Source organism: Stenotrophomonas sp. NA06056, assembly GCF_013364355.1.
In the GTDB taxonomy this organism is placed as follows: domain Bacteria; phylum Pseudomonadota; class Gammaproteobacteria; order Xanthomonadales; family Xanthomonadaceae; genus Stenotrophomonas.
Genome location: NZ_CP054931.1, coordinates 374,241 through 391,329 on the forward strand (window position 1 = coordinate 374,241; position 17,089 = coordinate 391,329).

A 17,089-nucleotide genomic window follows, 5' to 3' on the forward strand; every position below is an offset into this window, starting at 1 on the left:
CCGATGGCGACGGCCTCACGCTTCGGTTGGTCAAAAAATAGCCACACTTTAAATTCAATGCAAATCAATAACTTAAGTGTGAAACATTGCTGAAACAGGGTGAATTCAGCCATTCACCAAGGAATCGCCCGGTTCCGGCGTGATGCTGTGCACAACCTGCAGCACGAAGTGCCGGGGACCGCAAGTCCTGCCGGGCAGTGATGGGCTGCCGCTATCATGCCGATAGACCTTTGGAGTGACCGATGACGGCTGTGCCCGCCCCTGTTTCCTCGACCGCGGCCGGCGCGCTGTCGGCATTTCTGCGTGGCGTCGAACGCCGCGCCTTGGTCGTGGCCGAACTGCAGTGCGGCGACCCCGCCCGCGCCGAACAGACGCTGGTGGCGGTGATGCGCGCCTTCGCCGCGGTCGCCAGCGACCTGCCGATGGCACAGTGGCCCGGCCGCTTCTGGACCCTGCTGGGCCAGCGCCAGGCGCTGCGTGAGACGACCGCCGGCCAGTGGCCGGCATCGCTGGCCGCGCTGGGCGGGATGGCACCCATGCCGCGACTGGCGCTGCTGCTACGGGTGGGGGGCAGTCTGGACGAGGGCATCGCCACCCGCGTTCTGGATGTCGACGAGGAGGGTTATCAACGCCTGTTGGCCGCGGCCTGCCCGCGCGATGCCGATGACCAGCCCGATGCGGCCGCATGGCGGACGCTGGCCGAGCAGGTGCAGCTGCGTATCCGCGACCTGCCGGCCAAGCGTCTGCAGCAGCTGCAGCAACCGTCGGCGCCAGCGGCCAACAACCAGGCGCCGGCGTCCAGCTGGCGTGCGCCGCCGCGTGACGAACGCGCGCCTGCCACCGGCAAGCGTCGCCGTCCCAATGCCAAGCCGCGCTGGCGTGGTCCGGTGATCCTGTTGATCACCGTGGCGGTGCTGCTGCTCGCTGCGCTCGGCTGGCGTCATTGGCAAGGCCGTGCGCTGACTGCCGATGGCCCGCTGCCCGAAGGCGTGGTGGGCGAGGCTGGACCGGTCACCGTCGAGCCGCTGCCAGCCAGCGATGTCCGCCCCACGGCGGGCAGCGATGCGCAGGCCAGCGACGATGCCGCGATGTTGGCCGACCGCGACTACCCGTTGCTGGCCGAGGCCGATATGCATGCCTGGAGTGCGGCCGGTGGCCCGTTGCCCGTGGACGAATCCCAACCCAAGCCGACTCGCCCGGAACCGGTCGGCGCAGCGCTGGAAACCTCTGCCGCCGATGAATAATCTCCTCTTCGCCGGCCTGCTGCTGGTCTTGCCGCTGTCGCTGGCCGCTGCGCCGCAAGCGTTGAACGTGCCGCTGCCCGCACCGTCGGCAACACCATCGGCGGCCGCGCCCACCGCAGCGGCGGCGTTCGCGCAGCTCGACCCTGCCCAGCAACGCCAGCGTCGCAGCGACTATGCCGCCTGGCGGGCCCTGCCAGAGGGGGAGCGCGAGCGCATCCGTCAGGCCGCCAGCCGCTTCGCCGCGTTGCCGCTCGACCAGCAGCAACGCCTGCGCACGCAGTTCCAGGCGCAGGACCAGGCCTTCCGCGAAGGCTGGCGGCTGGGCCCGCAACTGGGCGCCGAGTTCCCCAAGCTGCACGGCCTGTTCGGCTTCGTGCCGCCGCAACAGCGCGACGCGGTCCTTGCCGTGCTGCGCCAGCTGAGCCCTGCGCAGTTGGCACAGTTGGCCCTGGTCGCGCAGCGCACGCCGCCGCAGGAACGCGACAGCGTACGCAGTGCATTCCTCGCAGTCCCTACAGCCGAACGCGACACCTGGCTCAAGCGCCAGGCTGGCCAATAGACGAAAAGGGGACGGAGGGGATTAAGTCGTTTCTGGCCCGACTGTGCCGGATACGACTTAATCCCCTCCGTCCCCTTCATGGGGCAGTCATGGGAATGACCGCCCGGCGCGCGTAAGATGGCCGGCCGCAACCCGGTGCCTGTGCCCTTCGCGCGCAACCGTAGTTCGCGTCAAGCACCTTATGTCTACTGCAACCTCCACGCCGCGCTTCAGCAAAGAAGTGGGCGCCACCGGTCTGCTTGCCCTGCCGCTTGTGCTCGGGCACGTCTCCACCGGTCTGATCTCCTTCGTCGACAACGTGATTGCCGGCCACCATGCGACTTCCACCCTGGCCGCAGTGACCATCGGCACCGCACTGTTGTGGTTGCCGATGCTGATCCCGATCGGCACGCTGATCTCACTCACCGCTTCGGTGTCGCAGCTGCATGGCGCGGGACGCGAGCGCGAGATCGGCCCGCTGTTCCGGCAGGCGCTGTGGCTGGCGCTGGGCCTGGGCCTGATCATGTTCACCTTCCTCACCGTGGTGCCGCCGCTGCTGCCAGCCTTCGGCATCGCCCCGGATATCGTGCCCGGCGCAACGGCGTTCCTGCATGCGGTGCGCTGGGGTGGCCCTGCGCTGACCCTGTACTTCTGCATGCGCTACCTGAGCGAGGGCATGCACTGGACGCTGCCGACCATGCTGCTCGGTTTTGGCGGTCTGCTGGTGCTGGCGCCGATGGGCTACGTGCTGGCCAACGGCAAGCTCGGTTTCCCGGAAATGGGCGCCGAAGGCCTCGGCATCGCTTCGGCGGTGATGATGTGGCTGCAGGCGATCGCCTTCGCCACCTACCTGTGGTTCACCAAGCGCTTCGCACACCTGCAGTTGTTCTCGCACTTCGAGGGGCCGCGCTTTTCAGCGATCTGGGACCTGCTGCGCACCGGCTTGCCGATCGGCATCACCGTGCTGATGGAAGGCGGCCTGTTCATCGTCACCGCGTTGCTGATCGGTCGCCTGGGTGCCAATGAAGCGGCCGCGCACCAGATCGCGATCAACGTGGCGCAGTTGTGCTTCATGATCCCGATGGGCGTGGCCGAGGCGACCACCGTGCGGGTCGGCCATGCGGTCGGCCGTGGCGATGGCTTCGGCGTGCGCCGTGCGGCGTGGGCTGGTTACGCGATCATCATGGGTACGCAGACGTTGTCGGCGGCGGTGCTGCTGTTCGGTCACGATGCCATCGTCGGCGTCTACACCAACGACCTGGCCGTGGCCGGCCTGGCCTCGACCCTGCTGCTGTACGCGGCCACCTTCCAGTTCCCCGATGGCATCCAGGTGTTGTCGGCTGGCGCGTTGCGCGGACTGAAGGACACCCGCGTGCCGATGTTCATCGCCATGTTCGCCTATTGGGGCCTGGGCATGCCGCTGGGCGCCGGGCTCGGCCTGGGCCTGGGCATGGGCCCGCAGGGCATGTGGATCGGCCTGATCGTCGGCCTGACCGCCGCAGCCATCCTGATGGGCTGGCGCCTGAACCGCAGCAGCAAACGCCTGGGCCAGTCCACGCTGGCCTGACGTCCGCCCGGTCATGGGCAACCGTGACTGGCGATCCCCTGACTTGTGTCCGATGCCGCCTCACGCGGCACCGGCTATGCTGTTACCACGGCAAGAAGCCATCCGGAGTGCTCCATGAACCAACCCGTGCCGCCGCTGCCCCCGGCGAACCGCAATCCTGTCGCCAGCTTCTTCATCGGGCTGTGGGACGTGATGAATTTCACCCGCCGGTTGATCCTCAACCTGGTGTTCTTCGGTCTGTTGCTGTTGCTGCTGGTGATGTTCATCGTCGCTGCGGGCATGGGTGCAGGTGCCAGCAAGGCGCTGCAGGACCGCACCACCCTGGTGATCGCGCCGGAAGGCCGCCTGGTCGAGCAGTACAGCGCCGATCCGGTCAGCCGCGCGCTGGCCAAGGCCGTCGGTGACAACGGTGCCGAGGAAGTGCAGCTGCGCGATCTGATCCGGGTGATCGAGAGTGCGCGCGATGACAAGAAGATCGAGCGGGTAGTGCTGGAGCTGGACAAGCTGCAGCCGTCCGGTTTCGCCTCGCTGCGTGAAGTGTCCGCTGCGTTGCAGGACCTGCGCGCTTCGGGCAAGCAGCTGGTCGCCTTCAGCGAGAGCATGGGGCAGTCGCAGTACCTGCTGGCTGCACAGGCCGACGAGGTCTACCTGGACCCGATGGGGTCGGTGGTGCTGGAGGGCCTGGGTCGCTACCGCCAGTACTTCCGTACCGGCCTGCAGGACAAGCTGGGCGTGGACGTGCACCTGTTCAAGGTGGGCGAGTACAAATCGGCCGCCGAGCCGTATGTGCTTGACGCAGCGTCGCCGGCGTCCAAGGAAGCCGATCTGTTCTGGATGAACGATGTCTGGCAGCGCTACCTCGGCGATATCGCCAAGGCCCGCCGCCTGGATCCGGCACAGCTGGCGGCCGGCATCGACACCCTGCCTGAAGGCGTCGCCGCCGCTGGCGGTGACCTGGCCAAGTTCGCCCTGCAGCAGAAGCTGGTGACCGCGCTGAAGACCCGCGAGGAATTCGAGGATCTGATGATCGAGCGCGGTGTGGCCGACGAAGACGCCGACGGTGGCTTCCGCAATATCGATTTCGGCACCTACATGGCCCAGCTCGACGCGCGTCGCAACCCGGTTGATTCGCGTCCGCAGGTCGCGGTGGTGGTGGCCTCCGGTGAAATCAGCGGCGGCGATCTGCCGGCCGGCCGTATCGGTGGCGAATCGACCTCGGCGCTGCTGCGTGCAGCGCGCGACGATGACGACGTCAAGGCCGTGGTGCTGCGCGTGGATTCGCCTGGTGGCGAGGTCTACGCATCCGAGCAGATCCGTCGCGAAGTGGTGGCCCTGCAGGCCGCTGGCAAGCCGGTGGTGGTGTCCATGGGTGACCTGGCCGCGTCCGGTGGTTACTGGATCAGCATGAATGCCGATCGCATCTATGCCGACCCGTCGACCATCACTGGTTCGATCGGCATCTTCGGCATGATTCCGAACTTCAGCCGTGCGCTGGACAAGTTCGGCGTGCACACCGATGGCGTCGGCACCACCCGTTTCGCTGGCGCCTTCGATGTCACCCGGCCGATGGACCCGGCGGTGGGCCAGGTCATCCAGTCGGTGATCAACAAGGGTTATGCCGATTTCACCGGTCGCGTCGCCGAAGCCCGCAAGAAGCCGGTCGAGGCGATCGACGAAGTGGCCCGCGGGCGTGTCTGGAGCGGTGCGCAGGCGAAGGAGCGCGGTCTGGTCGATGCCTTCGGTGGCCTGAAGGATGCTGTGGCTGACGCCGCGGGTCGCGCCAAGCTGGGTGCGACCGAAAAGTACCGCGTGCGTTACATCGAGAAGGCGGCGACGCCGTTCGCGCAGTTCGTCAGCGGCTTCGCTGGCAGCCGAGCCGGCGCCTGGATGCTGGCCGATTCCGGCGTGGGCCGGATGATGCTGGCGCGCACGATGCCGGAGATCGATACGCAGTTGCGCTTTGTCGAGAACGCGGCCCGCGAGAAGGGCAACGGTGCACCGGTGAAGTCGCTGGCGTATTGCTTCTGCGGGTTCTGACGTCCATCCACGCATGGCGTGGATCTACCAGGAGTGCCCACGCGTGGCGTGGGCCTACCGGGGATGCCCACGCATGATGTGGATCTACTGAACGTACAACGCCCGGCCTTGGCCGGGCGTTGTTGCATGTGGGGATCTACTGCGCGTCGGCTTCTGCCTTGCGCTCGCGTTCGGTCGCGTCGTCCATCGTCTTCTGCACGCTCTTGGCGCGGTCCAGTGGTTGATTGATCGCCTTGGCCATGGCCTGTGGCTCTGGTGGTCGTTCGGGATTCGGCGGTGCGGGGCGCTGGCACCCGGCCAGCAGCGCGGCCGACATCACAATGGGAATCAGGAGGCGCATGGCAGCTTTCCACTAGGGGCGTGCGGCCAGTGTCGCATCCCGGGCAGCGGGCGGTCGTGAGCGCGTATCCTTGCCGCATCGAAACGCAGTGGGCGCGGCCCCGGAGGACATATGACCCAGCAACGGTGGCGCCTGGATGGGCAGACGGCCCTGATCACCGGTGCCAGCGCCGGTATCGGCCTGGCGGTCGCGCATGAACTGGCCGGTCTCGGCGCCGATCTGATGATCGTCGGCCGCGACCTGGACATGCTGGAGAGTGCCCGCGACGAACTGCTGGATGTGTATCCGCAGCACCAGGTGCACGCATTGGCTGCCGATGTGTCCGACGACGAGGACCGTCGGCAGATCCTGGACTGGGTCGAGGACCATGCCGATGGCCTGCACATCCTGGTCAACAATGCCGGCGGCAACATCACCAAGCCCGCTACCGAGTACTCCGAAGACGAGTGGCGTGGCATTTTCGAGACCAATCTGTTCTCGGCGTTCGAACTGTCGCGTTACGCGCATCCGTTGCTGGCGCGCCACGCGTCCTCGGCGATCGTCAACGTCGGCAGCGTGTCAGGCCTGACCCATGTGCGCAGTGGCGTGGTCTACGGCATGACCAAGGCGGCGATGCACCAGATGACCCGCAACCTCGCGGTGGAGTGGGCTGAAGATGGCATCCGGGTCAATGCGGTGGCGCCGTGGTATATCCGCACCCGCCGCACTTCCGGCCCGCTGTCCGATACGGATTACTACGAGGAAGTGATCGGACGCACGCCGATGCGGCGGATCGGTGAGCCGGAAGAGGTGGCCTCGGCCGTGGGTTTCCTGTGCCTGCCGGCCTCGAGCTATGTCACCGGCGAATGCATCGCGGTGGATGGCGGCTTCCTGCGCTACGGATTCTGATCGCAGCCGATCACCGCGGGCGAGGGATCCATGCCATGCGTGGATGCCTCACTCGGGCACCGGGCAATTGCTGGCTTCCAGCACGGCCTGCAGGCGCTCGCGTTCGCCGCGGGCCGCCTGCTGATTCTCCGATGCGGCGAACCGCTCGCGACCCCGAGCATCGCGGAAGCGCTGCTGCCAGCTGCCGCAGCGCTGTGCCTGCTCCACTTCAGTGCAGCGGTCGCGGACTACCTCGCAGCTGGCGGCGTTGACCGGCGTTGCCCCGCCCAGCCCCTGTACGTTCAGCAGTTCGCAGCGACCGGGTGCGGCCTCGTACTCGTGCAGGTAAGTACCGCCCTGCGTGTCAACGCATTGGAAGATCGCGGGCAACGGAGGTTTTGGAGGCGCGTCCTTGTCCGCTGCGCTGCCAACACCGTGAGGGTGCAGCATCGCACTGTCGAGGATGGTGTCTCCCTCCGCGTTGTCGGCCATCCGGGCTTCCATGATCGGACGTTCTTCACCGGCACGCGGACTCGCCGACGTGACAGTGGTCATGCTGGGCGTTGCGGTGGGGGATGACGTGGGCAGGGCGCTGGGACCGGGCGGAGGAGCCTCCGGCGCGGCAGCGACGGGCGCCGTCCGTGCCGGATCAGCCACCCGTTGCACGCGCTGCGTGCTGCCCTCTGGGCAGGGCATGCGCTGGATGGTCTGCACGTCGCTGGCCGAGGTGCAGCGGTAGATCACCATGTCATCGGCCCACGTGTTGCCGGGCAACAGGCCGATGGCCAGCCAGATCAGTCTTCTCATGCGAGCAGCCTACAGCGGAGGCCCACACCCCGGTAGGTGCCAACCTCGGTTGGCACGGCTGTCTGCCAGCGCCCACCAAGGTGGGCGTCTACCAGAGCGAGGGGCACAGCCCCAGTGCAGGGCTCAGCCGCCGCAGTCCTGTGCCAGCCGTGCATCGATGCCGCGCTGCTCGTTGCTGATCGCGGTGCGCTCGCTCTGCAGCGCGCTGTTGTAACGCCGGTCCAGTTCCCAGCGACGATCACGTAGGCGTGCGCACACTTCCTGTGGGGGCAGGGCGTGACAGGTATCGCGGACCAGGACGTTGCCGGCCGGCACGTTGATACCGACGCCCACCGACGGTGGACGATAGACCGGCGGTCCCCCGCCGATGGGGGAGCCGATGGTGCTGCCGCTACCGGCCGAGCGCGGTCCTGGATGCGGTCCGGGTCGCCCGCCGCCCAGATGGCCATGCGGATACCAGACTGTGGTCCATAGCGGCACCCACCGCGGATTCCCTTCGTTGTTGTCGCTGGTGTATCGGTCGCCGTTTTCACTCACGCATTCGTACATCGGCTGCGGCGGCTGGATGTAGACATGGCGCACCTCGCGTTCGCGCATCGGCGGCGTTTGCGCCGGTACAGGCGGCGCGGTGTCGGTGCTGACCACCCGCGGCGGCGGGTCGCGCGGCCGTTGCAGGTCGCGCACCTCCTGGCGGCCGGCCGTGCAGGGCTTGTCCTGCAAGGCGACGGCGCCATTGCTGCCGATGCAGCGGTAGACCCGCACGTCATCAGCGGCAGGTGCCGGCAAGGGCAGCAGCAGGGCCAGGCACAGGACAGGGCGCAGCAGGGTCATGGGCGCAGCGTGCGCGATCAGCAACGCCGACGCAATCGACCTGTCAGGAGCGCAGTACGTTGCCACTGAGCCCGTCGCGTATCGGCGTGGGTTGGGCCAGCCCACCGGTCTGCCCATCAAGGATGCCGTCGAGCAGGCGCAGCAGGCGCGGGTCCAGCTCTTCGCGGCTGCGCGCGGGGGGCTCGCCGGCAAGGTTGGCGCTGGTGGAGACCAGAGGGCCCCCCCAGGCCTGGCACAGCGCTGCAACCAGGGGGTGGGCGCTGATGCGCACTGCGATGCCGCTGTGTTCGCCGGTGATCCAGCCAGGGGCGCGGGTGCCGGCGGGCAGGATCCAGGTGTTGGCGCCAGGCCAACTGGCAAGCACCGCGCGCTGGCGTGCGTCGGGCAGCGCCTGCAGGCGCACCCAACCCTGCAGCTGCGACAGCTCGGCAGCGACCAGGATCATGCCTTTCTCGATCGGGCGCTGCTTCAGCCGCAGCAGCATGTGCACCGCAGCCTCATGCGAAGGGTCGCAGCCCAGGCCCCAGACCGCTTCGGTCGGGTAGGCGATCACCCCGCCACTGCGGAGCGTGGCGACTGCGGTGTCCAGTGTGAGTTCTTTCATGGCGGCGACCGGGCCCGGCGTGGGCCTTCATTATCCCCCCGCTGCGTGCAGATGGGGTGGAACCTGCCATCCGGTGGGTGCGGACCGTTGGTCCGCACATCCAACCACATCATCCATGCATGGCGTGGATCTACTTGGCAGCCTTCTTGACGGCCTTCTTTGCCGGTGCCTTCTTGGCCACGGCCTTCTTCGCAGCCGCCTTCTTTGCCGGTGCTTTCTTGGCAGCAGCCTTCTTGGCCACGGCCTTCTTCGGCGCGGCTTCCTTCTTCACTGCCGCCTTCTTCGCGGGGACCTTCTTTGCGGCAGCCTTCTTGGCGCCGAAGCCCTTGCGTACCGGCTTGCCGGTTTCTTCCATCAACTGCTGCACTTCGGCCAGGGTCAACGATGCCGGCTCACGATCCTTGGGGATCTTGCCGTTCATCTTGCCGTCGCTGATGTACGGGCCGAAACGACCGTTCAGCACCTGGATGTCGCTGCCCTCGAACTCCTTGATGATCCGGTTGCGCGCGATTTCTTCCTTCTCTTCGATCAGGAACACGGCGCGGGCCAGGTCGATGGTGTACGGGTCGTCTTCCTTCTTCAGCGAGGCGTAGGTGCTGCCGCGCTTGGCGAACGGACCGAAGCGGCCGATGCCGACGCTGACGTCCTCGCCCTTGTCCTCGCCCAGCGCGCGCGGCATCAGGAACAGCTCCAGCGCGTCTTCCAGGGAAATGGTGTGCATCGACTGGCCCGGCCGCAGCGAAGCGAACTTGGGCTTGTCTTCGGCATCTTCAGCCGTGCTGCCGATGGCCGCGTAAGGCCCGAACCGGCCCAGGCGCACGCTGACCGGCTTGCCGGTCTTCGGGTCGGTGCCGAGCTCGCGTGCGCCACTGGCCTCGGCGCGGTCGACCGATTCCTTCTTGTCTTCGACCAGTTCCTTGAACGGTCCCCAGAAGCGCGACATCAGCGGAATCCACTCTTCCTCGCCGCGCGAGACGGCATCGAGCTCGTCCTCCAGCTTGGCGGTGAAGTCGTAGTCGACGTATTGGGTGAAGTGGCTGGACAGGAACTTGGATACCGCGCGGCCGACATCGGACGGACGGAAGCTGCGGCCTTCCATTTCCACGTACTTGCGGAACAGCAGGGTCTGGATGATCGAGGCGTAGGTCGAAGGACGGCCGATGCCATATTCTTCCAGCGCCTTGACCAGCGCCGCTTCGGTGAAGCGCGGCGGCGGCTGGGTGAAGTGCTGATCGGCCACGATGCGTTCCAGCGGCACGCGGTCGCCCGGCTTCATCGCCGGCAGCTTGCGGCCTTCGTCGTCATCCTCGGCGCTCTTGCTGTCCTTGCCTTCCTCGTACACGGCCAGGAAGCCGGGCACGACCACGGTGGTGCCGCTGGCGCGGAACACGTGTTCGCTGCCGGCCGACAGATCCACGCTGACCGTGTTGAGCGTGGCCGGAATCATCTGGCAGGCCACTGCACGCTTCCAGATCAGCTCGTACAGCTTGCGCTCGTCGTCGGTCAGGAACCGCGCGACCTGGGCCGGGGTACGCAGTGCCGAGGTCGGGCGCACCGCTTCGTGCGCTTCCTGGGCGTTCTTTGACTTGGTCTGGTAGGTGTTGGGCTGGTCGGGCAGCGAGGCGATGCCGTAGTCACGGGCGATCACGTCGCGGATCTCGGCCAGCGCGTCCTGCGACAGGTTCACCGAGTCGGTACGCATGTACGAGATCAGGCCGACCGTGCCTTCTTCGCCGCCGATGTCCATGCCTTCGTACAGCTTCTGCGCAACCTGCATGGTCTTGCGGGTAGTGAAACCGAGCTTGCGCGAGGCTTCCTGCTGCAGCGTGGAGGTGGTGAATGGCGGCGCGGGGCGACGCTTGCGCTCCTTGCTGGCCACGTCGGTGACATGCAGGGCGCCTTGTGCCGCTTGCTGGATGCGCAGGCGGGCAGCCTCGGCGGTGTCGCCGTCAGTGACGGTGAACTGCTCGAATTTCTGCCCGTCCAGCTTGACCAGCTTGGCATTGAAGTGCTGCGAGGGGTGCGCGCACTCGGCGGCGATCGACCAGTATTCGCGGGCGATGAAGGCTTCGATCTCTTCCTCGCGCTCGACGATCATGCGCAGCGCCGGGCTCTGCACGCGGCCTGCGGACAGGCCGCGCTGGACCTTGCGCCACAGCACCGGTGACAGGTTGAAGCCGACCAGGTAGTCCAGCGCGCGGCGCGCCTGCTGGGCGTCGACCAGGTCGCTGGCGATCTCGCGCGGTTGGTTGATGGCTTCCTTGATCGCGCGCGGGGTGATTTCGGTGAAGACCACGCGCTGCATCGGCTTGTCCTTGACCAGCCCGCGTTCCTTCAGGATCTCGGCGATATGCCAGCTGATCGCTTCACCCTCGCGATCCGGGTCGGTCGCCAGCAGGATGTCGTCGGCGCCCTTTGCGGCCTTGGCGATTGCATCGACATGCTTTTCGTTCTTCTCGATCACGTCGTAATGCATGGCGAACCCGTTCTCCGGGTCAACCGCGCCTTCCTTCGGGATCAGATCACGCACGTGCCCATACGAGGCCAGGACCGTGTAGTCCTTGCCGAGGTATTTGTTGATCGTCTTGGCTTTGGCCGGCGATTCAACGATGAGCAGGTGCTTGGGCATGGCAGCAGGGTCTGTGGGTAAGCCGCGGGGAAGGGCCGCTAGGGTGGAGCAAACGGCCGCATTAGTGAAGCGGCCACGGGCAAATCAATAAACTGAACGCCCGGTATTGTGCCGGGCGTTCAGGTTTCACCTTGTTAGAGGAATCACGCCCGACCTGCCGTTGTCAAGCAGGGAGGCGTGAGGATGGCCGTCTGCGACGGCGCATTGACCCTCGATCCACGATCAGGACGCCATGTTGGCGATGACGCCAACGGCGAGGATGATCGCGGCGAAACCGGCCAGCATCAGCAGGCCGCCCAGCACCAGGATCACGATGGTCACCGCGCCCAGTTCGCGGCGCTGCAGCTGCGGTTGGTCGGTGTAGGCCCAGCGGTCGACCACCACGGTGTCGCAGATGAGGTCATGCAGGCCCTGCTTGCGCTCGGTGAAGGCGGCCATCAAGTAGCCGATGCACAGGGTCAGGCCACTGAGGATGGTGGCGAAGTAGCGGCCGATGCTGCGGCCCAGGGTCAGGCGATCGCCGTTGCCACGCACGACCTTGATGCCAATGGCCATCTTGCCGAGGGTGGCGCCACCACGGGAGGCATGGAACCAGCCGTAGTAGGCGGCGGCGATGAACAGGCCGGCCAGACCACTGATCAGCTGGGTGACCACTTCCACTGCGGTTTCGCCGCTGCCAGTGGCCCCCATGCCGGCGCCAAGCACGAAGCCCAGCACGCCACCGACCACGCCGCTGGGAATCAGCAGAACGAAATAGTCGATCAGGTAAGCGGCAAAGCGCTTCCAGAAGCCGGCATAGACCACTTCGCCGCCCTGCACCGGCTGCCAATGGTCGCCGCCCACTGCGCCAGGCGCGTTGTACGGCGAGTTGCTGAGGGCGCCAGTGCCCGGCAGGGGGGCGGTACCGTTGTCGATCGCGGCATAGTCGTTGCGCAGGTCGAAGCCACCGGTGGCGGTGGAGGTACTGGCATCGGCCAGGGTCTGCAGGCCCAGTTCGTCCACCAGCTGTCGCAGCGGTGCCCACTGTCCCATGCCTTCGCGCCAGACCAGGGTGTCCAGGTTCAACTGGCCGCGCTGGAAGCGCTGGCGGATCTCGGTGATCTCCAACGGGCCCTGGCGTTGCTGTCCTTCGGCGTAGTACCACTCAGTCATTGCATGTCCCCTGTTGGGTCGTCCTTGGTGGGTTTGCCCGGTGCGCGGCTCAGCCGTGGCACTGCGTGGGCAGATACTTGTCGTCGCTTTCGCCGCTGCATTCCCAGCGTCCGCTGTCACGGTCGTACTCGAGCCACAGCAGGTCGCCATCCTGGCTCTTGCCCGGAACCGCCAGCGTCGCTTCGATGCCGCAGTGGCCATTGTTGAAGCGGCCGATATGCACGGCCGACAGGCCCTGGCCTGCGAATTCGTCCGCGGCCGGGAAACCGGCGTCGTTGGCGCCCGGGCAACGGCCCTGGTCATCGGCGAAATGCTGGACCTTGTCCTTCAGCGGCTGCAGCGCGGTGATCGCGCCGGCGACCTTGGCCTTGATGGTGTAGTCGGTATAGGCCGGCAGGGCGATGGCTGCCAGGATGGCCAGGATCGGCACCACCACCAACAATGCAACGCCGCCGATGATGGCGGTCAACGCGCAGCCGGACAGGCCCTTCTTCACCACCGGTGCAGCGTCCAGTGGCGTGGTCGCGTAGGGCGAGGCGGGTGGCAGGGTAGGCGGCAGCGGAGCAGCAGGAGGTGGCGGTGGCGCAGGGGGGACTGCATCGACAGCGGGCACGATCAGCCCCAGTTCGTCGACCACGTTGCGCAACGGCTGCCATTGCGGCAAGCCGTCGCGCCAGACCAGGGTGTCCAGGGTGATCTGGTTGCTACGGAACAGCTCGATCAACTGTTCCGAAGGCAACGGGCCTTGCTGGCGGTTGCCTTCGGCATGGAACCACTCACTCACGGGGACGCTCCTGAATGCGCACGGCCCCCAAGTGTACGGTCAGTGCAGGGGTTCTGGCTCGTCCACGAACATCTGCGTTTCCATCCAGGCGTAGGCCGCCTCGGCGCCGGGCTGGTTGAACAGCACCATCAGCACGACCCATTTCAGGTCGTCCAGGTCCAGTTCGTCCTGGTCCAGGGCCATTGCCCGGTCCAGCACCAGCTCGCGCTGGCCAGCATCAAGGATGCCGTGCTGTTCCAGGTACAGCAGGAAACCACGGCATTCCACGTCAAGCTTGTCCAGCTCCGGGCCGTGATAGATGCGAACGGGACCATCGACCCGGGCCTGGGCCGCGCTCGGGCGCTGCGCTGCCAGGGCATCGAGCCATTCGAATGCCTTGTTGATCTCAGTGGGGCTGAAACCGGCCTGGATCAGGCCATTCTGCAGTGAGTCGCGGTCACGGATCAGGTCCGCATCTTCGCTGAAATAGTGTTCAAACAGGTACAGCAGTACATCCAGGATGCTCTCTTTCATTGCCCCTCGGCCTGCGTCGCGCGACGCTGTGGAGGTGAAGAAACTAGGGACGTCGACAGTAGCGGCCGTGTACGCACACCACGATTCCCGCAAGTTCCATGGCCAGCAGCATGGAGGACACCTCCGACGCCGTCAATCCACACTGCGTGATCAGTGAATCCATACTGATTGGGTCGTGCGCCAGCGCCCGCCACAAGCGCTGGTAGTCAGCGTCGTTCGCCCAGCATGCCGGCAGATCCGCCGGCGCTGCCTGTTCAGTGGGGGTGGCCAGCCGGGTTTGCAAGCCCGGAAGCTGGTGACGCAATGCCGGAGCCAGCAGTTCCAGCACCTCTTCGGGACGTTCGACCAGGGCAACCCCTTGACGGATGAGCCGGTGGCAGCCGGCGGCGCGCGGATTGAGTACCGAACCGGGTATCGCGCAGACCTCGCGGCCCGCTTCGGCGGCCAGCCGAGCGGTGATCAGGGCGCCCGAGCGTTGTGCGGCCTCGACCACCACCGTGGCCAGGGCCAGCCCGGCCACCAGCCGGTTGCGTGCGGGGAAGTGGCCCGGCCGTGCGGGCGTGCCTGGCAGGTACTCGCTGAGCACCACACCTTCGGCGGCGATTCTGGCCTGCAGGCGGGCGTGGCTGCTGGGATAGGCGCGGTCCGGGCCGGTGCCGATCACCGCAAGGGTGCAACCGCCTGCTTCCAGCGCCGCCTGATGGGCGGCCGCGTCGATGCCTGCCGCCAACCCGCTGGCCACGGCCAGCCCGGCCTCTACGAAACAGGTGGCAAACCGTGCGGCGAGGGCGCGACCCGTAGGGGTGGGGGAACGACTGCCGACCAGGGCCACCGCAGGGCGCCAGGCGATGGCTGGATCCCCCTCGGCGAACAGCGCCAGGGGAGGATTGGGTGCATCGAGAAGGACAGGGGGAAAGGCCGGATCGTTGCAGGCCAGCAGGTGATGACCAGGCTGCTGCAGCCAGCGCTGAGCGCTCGCCAGGGTGCGGGTATCGGGACGCTCCAGCGCAGCGCATTGTTCCGGCGTGCAGCCGTGGGCGCGCCAGCCTGCAACGCCCAGCGCCAATGCCGCCTGCGCATTGCTGGCGTTCTGCAGCAGCGCGCGCCTGGGTGCCAGCGAGCCCCCCGCGATCAACAGGCGCAGCAGCGCCTCATGTCCGTGCTCAGTCATCCCCCGACTATCGGACCCATACGACAAAGGCGCCCTAGGGCGCCTTCGCGTAGTGCTGTCAGGGTATCCCGGAAGTTGCCGGTCGATACGGCCGACACTGCCCGCCGAGGCCGGGCAGGGCCCGGCGTTGGATCATTTCGCGTCCGGGTGCAGCGCGCTGTAGCCCACACGCACGGGCTTCACGCCCTGCATCACCAACGCATAGCTGACGTTGTCGAAGGTGCGGAAGACCATTGCGTGCGCGGCGTACTCGTCCGGCAGGGTGACCCGGCCGGCGCCCGTGCTGGTCGAGTCGTCCATGCGCGAAGACCCCGGGAACTTCATCCGGTGTGCCACATGGCTGCCATGGCGCCACAGCGAGAACACGGTGCCGTTGTCCACGCCCTGGGCGCGGCCAGCGGAAATCGCGATCACGTCGCGCGGGCCGCCGGTGCTGAACATGTCGGTGACTGCCAGTACGCGCACGTCCACGCCTTCCACGCCGGCGGCAGGTACATGCGGGAAGAACTGCAGGTCGTATGGCGTGGCCTCGACCGGCACCAGACGGTCGCCAGCACGCACTTCACGGCCACCGCTGGCGTTGTCCAGCACCAGAGTCGACGCTTCGGCCTTGCCGCCAGCCACCTTGGTGATGGTGCCGGTGCCGACCTGTGCCAGCTCATAGCCCAGTACACCGCGGCGGTGGTTGGGCGCGTTGAAGGCCTTCCAGAGGTTGCCGCTGCCCGGGGTGACATCGCCGTTGGCGGTCAGGTCCTCGGTCGGCTTGGGCTGGGCGTAGCGCACGGTCGGGCGGACCACGGCCCAGCGCTGCCCGGTCTGGGCGTCGGCCAGGCGCACATAGGCGGTCTGGCCGCTGGTGGCGCGCAGGCGGTTGTCTTCCAGGCCGACCACATAGGGCAGCTGTTCAATGCTGTCGACCACGCTGAGCTGCTTCAGGAACGGCTCGACCTGGGCCAGCGGCACGCCGGTCACCGGGGCTTCCTTGCGCGGGCCGGGCTGGGCCGTCACCCGGTCCAGGTAGGCCAGGCTGAGGACGTCACCGGGATAGATCAGGTGTGGATTGGCGACCTGCGGATTGGCCTGCCAGATCTCAGGCCACAGCCATGGTTTCTGCAGGAAACGTCCTGCGATATCCCACAGGGTGTCCCCTTTGCGGACCACATAGGTGTCCGGGTGCCCGCCATTCACTTCCACGGCGGTAGCATAGGCAGCCACGGTCAGCATCGCCGCGGCGACGACCGTACGAAAACGAAGCAACATAGGTGTGAAGCCCTGATTCCCCAACAGGTTCGCGCACTATAGTCCAGAAACCGGGGCGCAAGGCAAGCGTTGGAGCTAGAATCTGCGACGTATGCCGGCGTAACCCGGCCCCAACCCCGGAAACTGCCATGGCTTTACTCCCCATCCTTGAGTTCCCCGATCCGCGCCTGCGTACCAAGGCTGCGTTGATCGATGCCGCCGAAGTGACCACGCCGGCGTTCCAGGAGCTGCTCGACAACATGTTCGAGACCATGTACGACGCCCCGGGCATCGGCCTGGCGGCCAGCCAGGTGGACGTGCACCAGCGCTTCATGGTCATCGACGTGAGCGAAGAAAAGAACGAGCCGCGCGTCTTCATCAACCCGGAAATCGTCGCCAAGGACGGGGGCCAGGTGTACCAGGAAGGCTGCCTGTCGGTGCCTGGCATCTTTGCTGACGTGACCCGTGCCGACACCATCACCGTCAAGTTCCTGGACCGCCAGGGGCAGCCGCAGGAACTGACCACCGACGGCCTGCTGGCGGTCTGCGTGCAGCACGAGATGGACCATCTGGACGGCAAGCTGTTCATCGATTACCTGTCGCCGCTGAAGCGCGAGATGGTCCGCAAGAAGCTGGCCAAACAGCGCAAGCACGTGGCGTGATGGCTGATGTGGGCCGCCCTTCGGGGTGGCCTGCGCCTGCGCGTGACGCGCGGGCTGCATGGCGCCGGCCGACGGCGCCGTTTTTTTTCCTGCACGATTTCATC

At 66.7% G+C, this 17,089-nt stretch carries 16 protein-coding genes; 6 read left to right on the forward strand and 10 right to left on the reverse strand.

Features of this window, described 5'->3' with window-relative positions; translation table 11 throughout:
- The first annotated feature begins 242 nt into the window (after window positions 1-242).
- The 4 genes from HUT07_RS01655 (at window position 243) to sppA (ending at window position 5,386) form a co-directional block, all read left to right on the forward strand.
- On the forward strand, window positions 243-1,244 hold the full coding sequence (locus tag HUT07_RS01655) for a hypothetical protein (RefSeq protein WP_176019447.1): 1,002 nt from the start codon (window positions 243-245) through the stop codon (window positions 1,242-1,244).
- Entirely contained in the window at window positions 1,237-1,803 is a 567-nt protein-coding gene (locus tag HUT07_RS01660; RefSeq protein WP_176019448.1) for a DUF3106 domain-containing protein, read from the forward strand. The genes HUT07_RS01655 and HUT07_RS01660 overlap by 8 nt, the downstream gene beginning before the upstream one ends.
- Before the next feature lie 181 nt (window positions 1,804-1,984).
- Complete coding sequence (locus HUT07_RS01665; protein WP_176019449.1) at window positions 1,985-3,349, forward strand: MATE family efflux transporter; 1,365 nt, start codon at window positions 1,985-1,987, stop codon at window positions 3,347-3,349.
- Between the two features lie 114 nt (window positions 3,350-3,463).
- Window positions 3,464-5,386 carry a signal peptide peptidase SppA gene (gene sppA / locus HUT07_RS01670; RefSeq protein WP_176019450.1) on the forward strand — a complete coding sequence of 641 codons (1,923 nt, stop codon included), beginning with the start codon at window positions 3,464-3,466 and terminating at the stop codon, window positions 5,384-5,386.
- A 136-nt stretch (window positions 5,387-5,522) separates the two neighbouring features.
- On the opposite strand, the gene HUT07_RS01675 is transcribed toward sppA, so the two are convergent.
- Window positions 5,523-5,726, reverse strand: a complete 204-nt coding sequence (locus tag HUT07_RS01675) for a hypothetical protein (RefSeq protein ID WP_176019451.1) — start codon at window positions 5,724-5,726, stop codon at window positions 5,523-5,525.
- A 111-nt stretch (window positions 5,727-5,837) separates the two neighbouring features.
- Between HUT07_RS01675 and HUT07_RS01680 the strand changes: the two genes are divergently transcribed.
- On the forward strand, window positions 5,838-6,614 hold the full coding sequence (locus HUT07_RS01680; protein ID WP_176019452.1) for an SDR family oxidoreductase: 777 nt from the start codon (window positions 5,838-5,840) through the stop codon (window positions 6,612-6,614).
- Between the two features lie 48 nt (window positions 6,615-6,662).
- Here the strand turns inward: HUT07_RS01680 and HUT07_RS01685 are convergent, their stop codons facing one another.
- The 9 genes from HUT07_RS01685 to HUT07_RS01725 form a co-directional block, all read right to left on the reverse strand.
- Window positions 6,663-7,400 (reverse strand): hypothetical protein, encoded by a 738-nt coding sequence (locus tag HUT07_RS01685; protein ID WP_176019453.1) that lies wholly within the window; start codon window positions 7,398-7,400, stop codon window positions 6,663-6,665.
- Between the two features lie 123 nt (window positions 7,401-7,523).
- Window positions 7,524-8,231, reverse strand: a complete 708-nt coding sequence (locus HUT07_RS01690) for a DUF4124 domain-containing protein (protein ID WP_176019454.1) — start codon at window positions 8,229-8,231, stop codon at window positions 7,524-7,526.
- Window positions 8,232-8,274: 43 nt separating this feature from the next.
- Window positions 8,275-8,835: a Sua5/YciO/YrdC/YwlC family protein gene (locus HUT07_RS01695; protein ID WP_176019455.1), complete on the reverse strand. Its 561-nt coding sequence runs from the start codon at window positions 8,833-8,835 to the stop codon at window positions 8,275-8,277.
- 130 nt (window positions 8,836-8,965) lie between these two features.
- Complete coding sequence (locus tag HUT07_RS01700) at window positions 8,966-11,464, reverse strand: DNA topoisomerase I (RefSeq protein ID WP_176019456.1); 2,499 nt, start codon at window positions 11,462-11,464, stop codon at window positions 8,966-8,968.
- A 222-nt stretch (window positions 11,465-11,686) separates the two neighbouring features.
- Window positions 11,687-12,616 carry an RDD family protein gene (locus tag HUT07_RS01705; RefSeq protein WP_176019457.1) on the reverse strand — a complete coding sequence of 310 codons (930 nt, stop codon included), beginning with the start codon at window positions 12,614-12,616 and terminating at the stop codon, window positions 11,687-11,689.
- A gap of 49 nt (window positions 12,617-12,665) precedes the next feature.
- Window positions 12,666-13,400, reverse strand: coding sequence for a GYF domain-containing protein (locus tag HUT07_RS01710; RefSeq protein ID WP_176019458.1), 735 nt, complete (start codon window positions 13,398-13,400; stop codon window positions 12,666-12,668).
- A 39-nt stretch (window positions 13,401-13,439) separates the two neighbouring features.
- Window positions 13,440-13,913 carry a DUF494 family protein gene (locus HUT07_RS01715; protein ID WP_025879062.1) on the reverse strand — a complete coding sequence of 158 codons (474 nt, stop codon included), beginning with the start codon at window positions 13,911-13,913 and terminating at the stop codon, window positions 13,440-13,442.
- A 43-nt stretch (window positions 13,914-13,956) separates the two neighbouring features.
- The gene (gene dprA, locus HUT07_RS01720; RefSeq protein ID WP_176019459.1) at window positions 13,957-15,084 is read right to left on the reverse strand and encodes a DNA-processing protein DprA; all 1,128 of its coding nucleotides are present in this window, start codon (window positions 15,082-15,084) and stop codon (window positions 13,957-13,959) included.
- A 132-nt stretch (window positions 15,085-15,216) separates the two neighbouring features.
- Window positions 15,217-16,344, reverse strand: coding sequence for a LysM peptidoglycan-binding domain-containing protein (locus HUT07_RS01725; RefSeq protein ID WP_176019460.1), 1,128 nt, complete (start codon window positions 16,342-16,344; stop codon window positions 15,217-15,219).
- A 128-nt stretch (window positions 16,345-16,472) separates the two neighbouring features.
- Here HUT07_RS01725 and def point away from each other — a divergent pair, with 128 nt between their 5' ends.
- Window positions 16,473-16,985 (forward strand): peptide deformylase, encoded by a 513-nt coding sequence (gene def, locus HUT07_RS01730; RefSeq protein WP_025879059.1) that lies wholly within the window; start codon window positions 16,473-16,475, stop codon window positions 16,983-16,985.
- The last annotated feature ends 104 nt before the right edge of the window (window positions 16,986-17,089 follow it).

Excerpts from the sequence above, each read along its gene's own strand:
- HUT07_RS01655 (WP_176019447.1), top strand. The coding sequence starts at position 243 with ATGACGGCTGTGCCCGCCCCTGTTTCCTCGACCGCGGCCGGCGCGCTG.
- HUT07_RS01660 (WP_176019448.1), top strand. The coding sequence starts at position 1,237 with ATGAATAATCTCCTCTTCGCCGGCCTGCTGCTGGTCTTGCCGCTGTCG.
- HUT07_RS01665 (WP_176019449.1), top strand. The coding sequence starts at position 1,985 with ATGTCTACTGCAACCTCCACGCCGCGCTTCAGCAAAGAAGTGGGCGCC.
- sppA (WP_176019450.1), top strand. The coding sequence starts at position 3,464 with ATGAACCAACCCGTGCCGCCGCTGCCCCCGGCGAACCGCAATCCTGTC.
- HUT07_RS01675 (WP_176019451.1), bottom strand. The coding sequence starts at position 5,726 with ATGCGCCTCCTGATTCCCATTGTGATGTCGGCCGCGCTGCTGGCCGGG.
- HUT07_RS01680 (WP_176019452.1), top strand. The coding sequence starts at position 5,838 with ATGACCCAGCAACGGTGGCGCCTGGATGGGCAGACGGCCCTGATCACC.
- HUT07_RS01685 (WP_176019453.1), bottom strand. The coding sequence starts at position 7,400 with ATGAGAAGACTGATCTGGCTGGCCATCGGCCTGTTGCCCGGCAACACG.
- HUT07_RS01690 (WP_176019454.1), bottom strand. The coding sequence starts at position 8,231 with ATGACCCTGCTGCGCCCTGTCCTGTGCCTGGCCCTGCTGCTGCCCTTG.
- HUT07_RS01695 (WP_176019455.1), bottom strand. The coding sequence starts at position 8,835 with ATGAAAGAACTCACACTGGACACCGCAGTCGCCACGCTCCGCAGTGGC.
- HUT07_RS01700 (WP_176019456.1), bottom strand. The coding sequence starts at position 11,464 with ATGCCCAAGCACCTGCTCATCGTTGAATCGCCGGCCAAAGCCAAGACG.
- HUT07_RS01705 (WP_176019457.1), bottom strand. The coding sequence starts at position 12,616 with ATGACTGAGTGGTACTACGCCGAAGGACAGCAACGCCAGGGCCCGTTG.
- HUT07_RS01715 (WP_025879062.1), bottom strand. The coding sequence starts at position 13,913 with ATGAAAGAGAGCATCCTGGATGTACTGCTGTACCTGTTTGAACACTAT.
- dprA (WP_176019459.1), bottom strand. The coding sequence starts at position 15,084 with ATGACTGAGCACGGACATGAGGCGCTGCTGCGCCTGTTGATCGCGGGG.
- HUT07_RS01725 (WP_176019460.1), bottom strand. The coding sequence starts at position 16,344 with ATGTTGCTTCGTTTTCGTACGGTCGTCGCCGCGGCGATGCTGACCGTG.
- def (WP_025879059.1), top strand. The coding sequence starts at position 16,473 with ATGGCTTTACTCCCCATCCTTGAGTTCCCCGATCCGCGCCTGCGTACC.